This window comes from Xanthobacter sp., assembly GCF_041911315.1.
Taxonomy (GTDB): Bacteria; Pseudomonadota; Alphaproteobacteria; order Rhizobiales; family Xanthobacteraceae; genus Xanthobacter; species Xanthobacter aminoxidans.
The window spans coordinates 1-12,416 of the sequence record NZ_JAYRPE010000089.1 but is presented as its reverse complement, the minus strand read 5'-3'; the positions used below and the strand labels follow the sequence as shown (position 1 = coordinate 12,416).

Sequence of the window (12,416 nt, the reverse complement as noted above, 5' to 3'; positions counted from 1 at the left end):
GCGCACCGAGCGCACCACGGACAGCACGGAGAAGACGTCGCCGGTGATGCGCTTGTCCACCGCCTGCATGTCCTCGAGCGGCACCTTGTGCAGCGCAATGCCGCGGTCGGAGGCCAGCGCCACGATGCGCCCGGTAATGTGGTGCGCCTCGCGGAACGGGATGTTCAGCGCCCGGACCAGCCAGTCGGCGAGGTCGGTGGCGGTGGAATAGCCCTGGCCGGCGGCCGTGGCCATGCGCTTCTCGTCCGGCGACAGGTCGCGGACCATCCCGGCGGTGGCGGCGATCACCAGGGAGAGGGCCGAGAAGGCATCGAACGCGCCTTCCTTGTCCTCCTGCATGTCCTTGGCATAGGCCAAAGGCAGGCCCTTCATCACCACGAGGATGCCGGTGAGCGCGCCGATGATGCGCCCGGCCTTGGCGCGCACCAGCTCGGCGGCGTCGGGATTGCGCTTCTGCGGCATGATGGACGAGCCGGTGGTGAAGGCATCCGACAGCTTCACCAGCGCGAAGGACGGCGAGGTCCAGATCACCACCTCTTCGGCGAAGCGCGAGAGGTGGATGGCGCAGATGGACGCGGCCGAGAGCGTCTCCATCACGAAATCGCGGTCGGAGACGGCATCGAGCGAGTTGGCTGTGGGCCGGTCGAAGCCGAGCGCCGCCGCCGTCGCTTCGCGGTCGATGGGGAAGGAGGTGCCGGCCAGCGCCGCCGAGCCCAGCGGGCATTCGTTGAGGCGCGCCCGCGCGTCGGCGAAGCGGCTGCGGTCGCGCGCCATCATTTCCACATAGGCCATCAGATGGTGGCCGAAGGTCACCGGCTGGGCCGTCTGCAGATGGGTGAAGCCGGGCATGACCGTGGCCGCATGCGCGAGCGCCTTCTCGGCCAGCGCCCGCTGGAGATCGGCGAGCTGGGCGTCGAGGGCGTCGACCGTGTCGCGCACGTAGAGGCGGAAGTCGGTGGCCACCTGATCGTTGCGCGAGCGGGCGGTGTGGAGGCGTCCGGCCGGGGCGCCGATCAGCTCGGCGAGGCGCGATTCCACGTTCATGTGAATGTCCTCCAGCTCGCGCCGGAAGGAGAACTTGCCCGCCTCGATCTCTGACAGGATCGTGTCTAGACCCTTGGTGATCTTCTGGGCATCTTTCGCCGCCACGATGCCCTGGGCGGCCAGCATGGCCGCATGCGCCTTTGAACCGGCGATATCCTGCGCATAAAGACGCTGGTCGAAGCCGATGGAGGCGTTGATCTCCTCCATGATGGCGTCGGGGGCAGTGCTGAAGCGCCCGCCCCACATCTTGTTGCTCATGACGGACCCTCCGGTGATGACCACTGCCGACGACAACCGCGCGACTGACCCTCAGGACACGGCAACCGGCCCCGCGCCGGGCGCGCCGGTGGCGAGGCGCTCTTCCGCGGTGAGGACGATCGGCGTGGTCGCGCTGGCGACGCTGGCGGGCGCCGTGGCCGGCGCGCTCGCCCTATACGGGATGAACCGCCTCCCCGGCAATGCACCGCAGGGCCAGAGCGTGGCGAGCGTGCCGGCCGCAGCCCCCTCCGGGGCGGCCGCAGACCCCGCCTGCGCCGGTACGGTGGAGCGGGTGCGGGCCTTCGCGCCCCTCGCCAAGGGCGAGCTGGCCGCGATCGCGCTGGCGAGCGAGCCGCGCCGCCTGCCGCCGCTCACCTTCACCGATGCCTCCGGCAAGCCGGTGACGCTGGCGGATTTCAAGGGCCGGGTGGTGCTGCTCAATCTCTGGGCCACCTGGTGCGTGCCCTGCCGCAAGGAGATGCCGGCCCTCGACCATCTGGAAAAGCGGCTGGGCGGGCCGGATTTCGCGGTGGTGGCGGTCAATCTCGATACGCGCGACCCGGACAAGCCGCGCGCCTTCCTCTCCGAGATCGGCGTGAACAGCCTCGCCTTCTATAGCGATCCGGCGACCAAGACCTTCCAGGCCCTGCGCGGGGTGGGCCGCGGCTTCGGCCTGCCCACCACCCTCCTCGTCGATCGGGACGGCTGCGAGATGGCCTATCTGGCGGGTCCGGCGGAGTGGGGCGGTGCCGATGCGGAAGCGCTGGTGAAGGCCGCCATCGGCGCCGGCCGGGCGGATGCGGCAGGTTCCAGCTCGGCAGCCAGCTCGGCAGGGTTCCGCTGAGGAGAGCCCGCTGAGCTGACGCTTGGCGGAATAAGATACCTGCCACGACTGGGTCGCTGCGTTCCAATCTGCGAAAATATCGTCTCGCTTAAAGCTCTTGCAACCTTCAGGTGGCAGAGTTCTCTGCAACCAGGGGGATGGGGAAGCTAGGCGCTGCCGGGGCGACGGTGCGGCGCTGCCGTTTACCTTTCTTTCACTCCTTTTTCATTTGCGCGAAAAGAGCTGGTATATCTTGCTCTTGACAGCACGCCTGTGCGCGTTCATTCGAAGTCGAATCACCGGTGGCGACCATTGAAAATATTGTCGATTTTCGGAACGCGCCCTGAGGCGATCAAGATGGCGCCGGTGGTCCAGGCGCTGGCGCGGGAGCCGGCCATCCAGTCGCTCGTCTGTGTCACCGGCCAGCACCGGGAGATGCTGGATCAGGTTCTCCGCCTCTTCGACCTGACGCCCGACTTCGATCTTGGTCTGATGTCCCACAACCAAGGGTTGAGTCGTCTTGCCGGCGGCGCGCTTTGTGCGATCGACAGCGTGCTTGAGGATGTGAAGCCGGATCGCGTGCTGGTCCATGGCGACACCACCACCGCCATGGCTGCGGCCCTTGCCGCCTTCCATCGCCGCCTTCCGGTGGGGCATGTGGAGGCGGGCCTGCGCACCTACCACCTTGGCCAGCCCTTTCCCGAGGAGATGAACCGCCGCGTCGCCGATCTGTGCAGCGACCTCCTGTTCGCGCCCACCCCCGGCTCGCGCGACAATCTTCTGTCGGAGCAGCTCGAGGGGCAGGTCTTCGTGACCGGCAACACGGTGATCGATGCGCTCCAGTCGGTCCAGCGTCGCCTCGACGCCGATCCGGACCTGCGTGCCGCCCTCGACGCTGAACTTCCGCCCCTCGATCCGCGCCGGCCCATCCTTCTGGTGACGGGGCACCGGCGTGAGAATTTCGGCGAGGGGTTCCGCAACATCTGCGAGGCGCTGGACCAGATCGCCGACCGCGGCGATGTGGAGATCGTCTATCCGGTCCACCTCAATCCCAACGTCAAGGGTCCGGTGACGGCGGCGCTCGCCGGCCGACCCAACGTGCATCTCGTGCCGCCGCTCGATTATCTGCCGTTCCAGCGGCTGATGCAGCGCTCGCACATCGTGCTCACCGATTCCGGCGGCGTGCAGGAAGAGGCGCCCGCGCTGGGCAAGCCCGTCCTCGTCATGCGCGAGATGACGGAGCGGCCGGAGGCGGTGCATGCCGGCACGGTCCAGCTCGTCGGCACAAGCCGCGCCGCCATCGTCAACGCGGTGTCCCGCCTTCTCGACGATCCGGTGGCCTATGCGGCCTACGCCGGACGCATCAACCCCTACGGCGACGGGCAGGCCTGCCGCCGGATCGTGGACTGCATCTGCGGGCGGCCGATGCAGGAATTTTCCCCCCTCCAATCCCCGCCTGCCGCGTCCGCTCCTCGGCGTCCCGCCGGCCTCGACGCCCTGCTCGTGAGAGACTGACATGCGACACCTTGCCTCTTCCATCGCCCCCGGCCGGGCCGCCCGGGGCTTCACCCCCCGGCGCTTCTCCACACTGGCCGCCGCCCTCGTGCTGCCGGTGAGCCTGCTTTCGGCCTGGCCGGCGGCAGCGCAGTCGCGCAACCCGGCGCCGCCGGTGGTCGCCCAGGCCCCTGTCGCCCAGGCCCCCGTTGCCCAGCAGCCGGCTTATGTGGCGCCGGCCTATGTGCCGCCGGTGGACCCGATCCTCTCGGCCATCCAGGAGCGGGCGGCGGACACCCGCGTCACGCGGTCCTTCACCCTCGGCGATCTCGGCATCGAGGGGCCGGTGGTGCTGCAGGGCATGGATGCGCGCCGCGACATCTATCTGCCGGTGCCGGCCGGCGTGCCGCTGGAGAATGCCAGCATCGCCGTCGACGGCGAGTATCTGCGGGGCGACGGCGGGCGCACCACCATGGTGCTCTCGGTGGACAGCACGCCGGTGTTCTCGCGGCGCCTCGAAGGCGACAACGGCAGCGCCAGTGCCACCATCTCGGTGGATAATCGGCCGCGGGAGACCGGCTTCGTGCGCTTCGGCACCGCCTGGTCGTCGGTGATCGGCGAGGCGCTGTGCGCCGACGAACGCGGCATCGGCAACGTGCTGAAGCTGCGCCCGTCCACCCGCTTCACCTACAGCTATGACGCCGGGCAGGTGCGCAGCCTCGCCACCGCCTGGAGCGGCATGCCCGGCTCCGGCGCGCTGCTGGTGGCCGGCGGCACCCTCTCCAAGGACACCTACGACACCGCATGGCGGCTCGGCCTTGCGCTCGAGACCGCGGGCAAGCGCCTTGTCGTCAAGACGCTGCCCTCCATCGGCGACGAGGTGGACCTGACCAACGTCGACGTGCCGGCCTCGCTGCGCGCGGTCGCCCCCTTCTCCAGCTTCGTCGGCGTGAAGAGCTACCGCATCCGCGACGCGTCCGAGATTGGCGCGCTTCTGGTGATGCCCGGCTCCCCGCTCGGCGCCGACGTGGCGGTGGCGGATGTCTCGCTTCTGTCCGGCATCCGCGGCGCGCTCGACGCCCTCGGTGCCCGCCTGGGCACCGCCTCCGGCGCCTTCATGGAATGGCGGGCCAAGGCGGCGAGCCTCGGCTCATCCAGCATCGCCCCGGACGAGGTGAGCCTGCAGTTCCTCGCCGGACGCCCGATCATCGCGGTCGGCGGCGCCGCCGGCGGCAAGGCCACCCAGCTGTTCGACAGCTTCTGGCGGACCTCGCTGGCCTCCGGGACCGTGACCATCCGCGCGGTGGACGTGGGGCCGGAGAAGCCTTCCTCCGTGCCGCTGTCCAGCCTCGGCCCGACCGACGGCAACCTCGACGTGCTCGCCCGCGGTGACTGGGTGGTGACGTTCGATCTCGCCGCCGCCACCGGTGGCCGCAGCCTGCCGAGCCGGCTGAACCTCGATGTCGCGGCCGCGCCCGGCGCCTCTTCCTCCGAACCGGTGGTGGCGGTGTTCCTCAACGACGTGCTGCTGGCCGCAAAGCGCCTCGACGCCACCGGCCACCCCGAGCACGTCACGGCCGCCGTGCCGCCCTATGCGCTCGCGGCCCGCAACGTGCTGCGCGTGACCTTCCAGCGCCAACCGGTGAGCGACCGCTGCCGCGAGACGCCTCAGGCCTTCCCGGTCTCGGTCCTGCCCACCAGCCATTTCGAGCTGGGCGGCGCGGCGCCGGGCGGTGACTTCCTGGGCGTGATCTCGGCCATGGCCTCGGGCGGCAAGCTGCTGGTTCCCGACAGCTATCTTGCCACCGCCAAGGCCAGCCTGCCGCGCGTGGTGCGCGCTGCCGCCGCCGCCGGCATGCCGGCCGGCACCAGCACCTTCGAGGTGTCCTCCGTGGGCACGCCGTTCCGCGCCACCGGCGGATTCCTCGCCCTCGACGTGCCGGTGCAGGGCGTCGCGGTGAAGGCCAAGGTGGACGGCGACCGTCTGATCGTCGGTGCCGACGAGAAGGCCCGCATGCTGGACATCACCGGCCTGAAGAACGTGGCCCTGGTGCAGGCGGTGCGCGGCGACGACGCCCGCGGCATCCTGTGGCAGAGCATCGGACCCGTGGCCATGACCCCGGCGAAGGCCGTGCGCCTGTCGAAGGGCGACGTGGCCCTGGTGGGTGTCGACGGCACCCTGACCGAGCTCGCCGCCTCCGGCGCCGCCCCGGGCACGGTGCGCGTCGCCGACACCGACGGCCCGGCCGGCACCCTGCAGCGGCTGTGGCAGAATTCGTCGGACTGGGGCCTGCCGCTCGGCATCGGCGCCGCCGCCCTGTTCTTCCTGCTGCTGATCCGCGCGTCGCAAGTGCGCCGCCGCGGCAACTGATCGGATCGGGACCGCCGCCATGGAACTCTATTGGCCCTATCTCCTGGCCGATTACATCCGCTTCGTCGAATACGTGGCGGCCGGGGTGGCGGTCATCATCCTGATCTCGTCCCTCGACGACCTGTTCGTCGATGCCTGGTACTGGGGGCGGCGGATCTACCGCCGCTTCGTCATCGAGCCGTTCATCCGCCCGCTCACTCCGGCCGCGCTCTACCAGAAGGATGAGCAGCCGCTGGCCATCATGATTCCCGCCTGGCTCGAATCCCCCGTGATCGCGGCCATGATCGAGAACATGGTGAGCGTGCTGGACTACCGGCGCTACGTGATCTTCGTCGGCACTTATCCCAACGACCCCGACACCATTGCCGAGGTTGAGCGCATGCGCCGGCGCTACAAGCAGCTGGTGCGGGTGGAGACGCGCAATCCCGGCCCCACCAACAAGGCCGACTGCCTCAACACGGTGGTGCGCGCCATCTTCCAGCACGAGCAGATGACCGGCGTGGAATTCGCCGGCCTGGTGCTGCACGACGCCGAGGACGTGCTGCATCCGCTCGAGCTGCGCTATTTCAGCTATCTCCTGCCGCGCAAGGACCTGATCCAGGTGCCGGTGCTCTCGCTGGAGCGCCACTGGTCGGAGCTGGTGGCCGGCATCTACATGGACGAGTTCGCCGAATGGCACGCCAAGGACCTCGTGGTCCGCGAGAGCGTCGCCGGCTCGGTGCCGTCCGCGGGCGTGGGCACCTGCTTCTCGCGCAAGGCCATGCTGCACCTTCTGTCCGACGGCACGGGCGAGGTGTTCAACACCTCGAGCCTGACCGAGGACTACGACATCAGCGCCCGGCTCTCCGCGGCGCACATGCAGTCCATCATCGCCCGCCTGCCGGTGGAATACGTCGTCAAGCGCGAGAGCCTGTTCGGCTTCGGCGAGCAGAAGGAAATCCTTCTCTCCATGCCGCTGTGCGTGCGCGAGTTCTTCCCCGACACGTTCCGCACCTCCTACCGGCAGAAGGCGCGCTGGTCGCTGGGCATCGCCTTCCAGGGCTGGCGCTCCATGGGCTGGCGCGGCAACTGGGCGACCAAGTACTTCCTGTTCCGTGACCGCAAGGGCATCGTGACCTCCCTCGTGGCCGTGCTGGCCTATGTGGTCGCGGCGCACTTCCTCATTTTCATGGGGGCGGAAAAGCTCGGCTTGCTGCCGGCCCGCTATCCCTCCATCTTCGCCACCGAGACCTGGTTGCTGGCGGTGCTGACCGGCAACGCCGTCGCGTTCGCGCTACGGTTGTTGCAGCGCTATTATTTCGTCGCCAAGGTCTATGGCTGGGAACAGGGGCTGATGTCCGTTCCCCGCGTGGTGATGGCGAATTTCGTCAACTTCGCTGCCACCGTGCGCGCGTGGAAGCTGTTCATGGGCCACGTCTTCCTCGGCCGGAAGATCGTGTGGGACAAGACCACCCACGACTTCCCCGATCAGGCGGAGCTGGGCCAGCAGCGCCAGCGCCTGGGCGAGCTTCTGCTCACCTGGCAGGCAGTGCTGCCGGAGCACGTGGAGGAGGCGCTGTCGCTGCAGGCGGAGCGGCAGCAGCCGCTCGGGCGCATCCTCGTCTCCCGCGGCTGGCTCGACGAGGAGACGCTGGCCGAAGCCATGGCCTTCCAGTCCAACCTGCCGCGCACCGTCGTCACCGAGCAGATGGTGCGGCAGTTCAACGATCTCCTGCCCATCGACCTGATGGTGCGGCGGCGCGTGCTGCCCATCGGGCGCGATCCGGGCGGCCGCCTCATCGTCGCGGTGCCTTCGCCGCTGGGCGACAAGGCGCTGGAGGAACTGCGCCGCGCGGTGGGCGACGAGCCGCTCCAGCGCATCGCCCGCGAGAGCGAGATCAACGACGGCCTGCGCCTGCTGCGTGGCGTGACCGGCAATACGGACGGCCAGAAGTCGCCGCCGCTGCTCGGCGACCTGCTGCTGGAAAAGGGGCTCATGCGCCGCGAGGCCTTCGAGGCCGCCATGGAGAACTACCGTCCCGACGAGGACGGCCGCATCGGCGAATATCTCGTGCGTTGCGGCGTGGTGACGGAAGAAGCCCTGCGCGCCACCATCCGCGAGCAGGAGCGCCGCGTCGCCGCGTCGCTCGCGCCGGTATGAGCCTCGGCAAGTCCGGCGTGGTCACGTCCGGCGTGGTCAGGTCCCGCATGGTCAAGTCCGGCCCGGCCCGTCCCGGCCGGGCAACCCCAGCAACAGCGAGATCTTCGTGCCGGCCTTCCCCTCCAGGCACACCATGGCGCGGCTGAGCCGGCGCGCCGCGCTCGGCCTTGGTGCCGCCGCGGCCGGAACGGGCCTCATCGGCCTCGATCTCGCCCTCGGCGCCCGCTCCCGCCCGCCGGGGGCCCTCATCGACGGCATCGTCTGGCAGGTCCATGGCGGCGCGCTCGATCCCCGCGGCGACTGGGACTTCATCGGCGCGCGCAGCCTGCTGGTGCAATGGCTGGTGGCCGACGGCACCGCCTTCGTGCCGCTGCCGAAGCTCGGCCTCAAGCTCATTCCCGATGCGCCCAACTGGAAGCGCATCGCCCGCGAGCCGTGGGCCAGCCAGATCATCGCCGGGCTCGCCGGCGACTTCTCCGAGCCTCGGGCCCGCGCCAATGTGGTGGAGTTGGGCGCCCTGTCGGCCAAGGTGGCGCGGCAGAAGCTGCCGTTCCACCCGGCAGGATTCTATTTTCCCGTGGAAGCCGACCCGACCTGGAAGGACGTGGGGCGCATGCGCGAGGCGCTCGCGCCGATCCCGCGCCCGCTCTGGGTGAGCTGCTACGACAATTCAAACGTCGGCCCGGAGGCGCTCGCCGACTGGATCGATCTCTGGCTGCCGCGCGACGTGGGGCTGTTCTTCCAGGACGGCTGCGGCATCTACACCCGCGCGCCGGGAGCGGCCCGCCGCTATGCGGAGGTGATCTCCCAGCGCCTCGGCGCCCGCCGCTTCAAGATCATCGCCGAGGCTTTCCGGCCGTCCGGTGACGGCTCGTTCCGCGCCGCCACCGCGGCGGAGCTGCTGCCGCAGCTCAAGGCCTATGAGGGGTTCGAGGTGTTCGTCTTCGACGGCCCGCATTATGTGGACCGCCTCATCGTGCAGCAGCTGATGGCGGGCTGATCGCGCCGCAGGCGAGGGGGCAACCACAGAGCCCGCGCGGCGATTGAGCGTTGTCCCACCAAGCCCGCGCGGCGTTTGAGCGTCAGCCCCCAAAAAAGCCCGCGCGGCGTTTGAGCGTTGCCCCGCCAAGCCCGCGCGGCGATTGAGCGTAAACCCCAAAACTCCCGCGCGGCGCCTGAGAGAAGCCCCGTATCAGTGGCGGAAGTGGCGCACGCCGGTGAAGACCATGGCGAGGCCGGCCTCGTCGGCGGCGGCGATCACCTCGGCGTCGCGCATGGAGCCGCCCGGCTGGATCACCGCCGTGGCGCCCGCCTCCACCGCCGCCAGCAGGCCGTCGGCGAAGGGGAAGAAGGCGTCGGAGGCGACCACCGAGCCCTTGGTGAGCGGCACCGAAAGGCCCGCCGCCTCGGCCGCGTCCAGCGCCTTGCGGGCGGCGATGCGGGCACTGTCCACCCGGCTCATCTGGCCGGCGCCGATGCCCACGGTGGCGAGGTCCTTGGCATAGATGATGGTGTTGGACTTCACATGCTTCGCCACGCGGAAGGCGAAGCGCATGTCGGTCAGCTCCTGCTCGGTGGGCGCGCGCTTGGTGACGACCTTCAGGTCGAGGTCATCGGCGCTGGCATTGTCGCGGCCCTGCACCAGCAGGCCTCCGGCGACGGTCTTCACGGTCAGGCCGGGCGCGCGCGGGTCGGGCAGACCGCCGGTGAGGAGCAGGCGCAGATTCTTCTTGGCGGCTACCACGGCGATGGCCTCCTCGGTGGCGTCGGGGGCGACGATCACTTCGGTGAAGATCTCCACCATGGCGCGGGCGGCCTCGGCATCCAGCGTCCGGTTCACGGCGATGATGCCGCCGAAGGCCGACACGGGATCGCAGGCCAGCGCCTTCTTGTAGGCGGCGGCGAGGTCCGCGCCCTCGGCCACGCCGCAGGGGTTGGCGTGCTTGACGATCACCACCGCCGCCGTGCGGGCGGGGTGGAACTCGGCCACCGCCTCGAAGGCGGCGTCGGTGTCGTTGATGTTGTTGTAGGAGAGCTGCTTGCCCTGCACCTGCCGCGCGGTGGCGACGCCGGGACGGATCTCGTCGGAGGCGTAGAAGGCGGCCGACTGGTGCGGGTTCTCGCCGTAGCGCAGCGCTTCGATAAGCTTGCCGCCGAAGGCGCGGAAGGCCGGGGCGTCCTCCTTCAGCTCGCGGGCGAACCAGTTGGAGATGGCCGCGTCATAGGCGGCGGTGCGGGCATAGGCCTTCTGCGCCAGCTTGCGGCGCAAGGCGAGGGTGGTGCCGCCGTGCTCGGCGATCTCTTTCAGGACCGCCTCATAGTCCACGGCCTCGACCACGACGGCCACGTCGTTGTGGTTCTTGGCCGCGCCACGGATCATGGAGGGGCCGCCGATGTCGATGTTCTCGATGGTCTCCTCGAAATCCGCCTTGCGGGCGACGGTCGCCTCGAACGGATAGAGGTTCACTACCACCAGATCGATGGGGGCGATGGCGTGCTCGGCGAGGGACGCCTGATGGCCGGCATCGGCGCGGATGGCGAGGATGCCGCCGTGGACCTTGGGGTGGAGCGTCTTCACCCGCCCGTCCATCATCTCGGGGAAGCCGGTCAGCTCGCTCACGTCCTTCACCGGCAGGCCGGCATCGGCGATGGCCTTGGCGGTGCCGCCGGTGGAGACCAGCTCCACGCCATGGGCGACGAGCTTGGTCGCGAACGGCACCAGCCCCGTCTTGTCGGACACCGAGAGGAGGGCGCGGGTCACGGGACGGATGTCGGCGGTCATCGATTGGCTCCGGGAAAAGATTGCCGCTCGCCTAGCACCAATGACCGCACATCGCCAGCCGCGCGGGCCGTCGTGCATGCATGGCCGGTATCGGCGGGAGGCATGAGCGGGGGGAAGGCGTCGCCGGCCCCGCTTTTCCTGTCGATGCGCGGCTCCGGCGCGCTGACAGGCGCGGCCCCGCCCGATACCGTGCGGCCATGCGCCCGACCGCCACCCAGACCGCCGCCAGCACCGCCGCCGAAGAGACGCCTCCCGAGGAGGCGTCCGCGCCCGCCAAGGCTCCGGCCGCGAAGGCCGACGACACGCGCGTGACGCCCATGATGGCGCAGTACATGGAGATCAAGGCGGCGAACCCGGACAGCCTCCTGTTCTACCGCATGGGCGACTTCTACGAGCTGTTCTTCGCCGACGCGGAGCAGGCCTCGCAGGCGCTGGGCATCGTCCTCACCAAGCGCGGCAAGCATCTCGGCGAGGACATCCCCATGTGCGGGGTGCCCATCGACCGGGCTGAGGAATATCTGCACAAGCTCATCGCCCTCGGCTTCCGCGTCGCCGTCTGCGAGCAGCTGGAAGACCCGGCCGAGGCGAAGAAGCGCGGCGGTAAGTCGGTGGTGCGGCGCGACGTCACCCGCCTCGTCACCCCCGGCACCATCACCGAGGACTCCCTGCTCGACGCCCGGCGCGAGAACGTGCTGGCCGCTTTGGCGCGGGTGCGGGCCGGCTCGGGGGCGGAGGATTTCGCCTATGCGATCGCCTTCACCGACATGTCCACCGGCGCCTTCCGGGTGGCCGGCACCACGCGCGCCGCGCTTTCCGGCGATCTGGCGCGGGTGGACCCGGCGGAGCTGCTGGTTTCCGACGCGCTCATGGACGATGCCGAGCTGCGCGCCATGTTGCGCGATCTGCCGGCGGTGACGCCGCTGCCCCGCCAGTCCTTCGACGGGGCGGGGGCGGAGAAGAGGCTCGCGGACTTCTACGGCGTCGCAGCGCTCGATGCCTTCGGCGCCTTCGCCCGCGCCGAGTTGATCGCGGCCGCGGCGGTGGTCGCCTATGTGGACCGCACCCAGCTCGGGGCGAAACCCCTCCTCACCCGCCCGGTGCGGGAGGCGGAGGGCGGCATCATGGCCATCGATGCCGGCACGCGCGCCAATCTGGAGCTGGTGCGCACCACCTCCGGTGACCGGCGCGGTTCCTTGCTCGCCGCCGTGGACCGCACGGTGACGGCGGCCGGCGCGCGGCTCCTCGCCCGGCGCATCGCCGAGCCTTTGACCGACCTTGCCGCCATCCGCGCCCGGCATGATGCGGTGGGGCATCTTGTCGAGGACGGCGCCCTGCGCCGTGCGCTCAGGGAGGCGCTCGCCCGCGCCCCCGACATGGCCCGCGCCGTCACTCGCCTCGCCTTGCAGCGGGGCGGTCCGCGTGATCTCGCGGCGGTGCGCGACGGCCTCGACGGCGCGCTGGCCATCGCCGGCCTGATCGGCCCGGATGCGCCGGACGATCTGTC

At 70.1% G+C, this 12,416-nt stretch carries 7 protein-coding genes and 1 pseudogene; 6 read left to right on the top strand and 2 right to left on the bottom strand.

Features of this window, described 5'->3' with window-relative positions; translation table 11 throughout:
- Window positions 1-1,302 (bottom strand): argininosuccinate lyase (argH, locus tag ACE3QW_RS24885; RefSeq protein ID WP_374254762.1); only part of this gene is annotated, 1,302 nt, incomplete at its 3' end.
- Window positions 1,303-1,318: 16 nt separating this feature from the next.
- Between argH and ACE3QW_RS24880 the strand changes: the two genes are divergently transcribed.
- From ACE3QW_RS24880 to ACE3QW_RS24860, 5 genes are all read left to right on the top strand, one after another.
- Window positions 1,319-2,146 (top strand): TlpA family protein disulfide reductase, encoded by an 828-nt coding sequence (locus tag ACE3QW_RS24880; RefSeq protein ID WP_374254760.1) that lies wholly within the window; start codon window positions 1,319-1,321, stop codon window positions 2,144-2,146.
- Between the two features lie 291 nt (window positions 2,147-2,437).
- Window positions 2,438-3,640 (top strand): non-hydrolyzing UDP-N-acetylglucosamine 2-epimerase, encoded by a 1,203-nt coding sequence (gene wecB / locus ACE3QW_RS24875; protein WP_374254758.1) that lies wholly within the window; start codon window positions 2,438-2,440, stop codon window positions 3,638-3,640.
- 1 nt (window position 3,641) lies between these two features.
- Complete coding sequence (locus tag ACE3QW_RS24870) at window positions 3,642-5,990, top strand: hypothetical protein (RefSeq protein ID WP_374254757.1); 2,349 nt, start codon at window positions 3,642-3,644, stop codon at window positions 5,988-5,990.
- 19 nt (window positions 5,991-6,009) lie between these two features.
- Complete coding sequence (locus tag ACE3QW_RS24865; protein WP_374254755.1) at window positions 6,010-8,130, top strand: glycosyl transferase family protein; 2,121 nt, start codon at window positions 6,010-6,012, stop codon at window positions 8,128-8,130.
- 133 nt (window positions 8,131-8,263) lie between these two features.
- Entirely contained in the window at window positions 8,264-9,130 is an 867-nt protein-coding gene (locus tag ACE3QW_RS24860) for a hypothetical protein (RefSeq protein ID WP_374254753.1), read from the top strand.
- 192 nt (window positions 9,131-9,322) lie between these two features.
- On the opposite strand, the gene purH is transcribed toward ACE3QW_RS24860, so the two are convergent.
- The gene (gene purH / locus ACE3QW_RS24855; protein WP_374254751.1) at window positions 9,323-10,912 is read right to left on the bottom strand and encodes a bifunctional phosphoribosylaminoimidazolecarboxamide formyltransferase/IMP cyclohydrolase; all 1,590 of its coding nucleotides are present in this window, start codon (window positions 10,910-10,912) and stop codon (window positions 9,323-9,325) included.
- A 197-nt stretch (window positions 10,913-11,109) separates the two neighbouring features.
- Between purH and ACE3QW_RS24850 the strand changes: the two are divergent.
- Window positions 11,110-12,416: pseudogene (locus ACE3QW_RS24850) on the top strand (DNA mismatch repair protein MutS); the annotation flags it as partial.

Excerpts from the sequence above, each read along its gene's own strand:
- ACE3QW_RS24880 (WP_374254760.1), top strand. The coding sequence starts at position 1,319 with ATGACCACTGCCGACGACAACCGCGCGACTGACCCTCAGGACACGGCA.
- ACE3QW_RS24870 (WP_374254757.1), top strand. The coding sequence starts at position 3,642 with ATGCGACACCTTGCCTCTTCCATCGCCCCCGGCCGGGCCGCCCGGGGC.
- ACE3QW_RS24865 (WP_374254755.1), top strand. The coding sequence starts at position 6,010 with ATGGAACTCTATTGGCCCTATCTCCTGGCCGATTACATCCGCTTCGTC.
- ACE3QW_RS24860 (WP_374254753.1), top strand. The coding sequence starts at position 8,264 with ATGGCGCGGCTGAGCCGGCGCGCCGCGCTCGGCCTTGGTGCCGCCGCG.
- purH (WP_374254751.1), bottom strand. The coding sequence starts at position 10,912 with ATGACCGCCGACATCCGTCCCGTGACCCGCGCCCTCCTCTCGGTGTCC.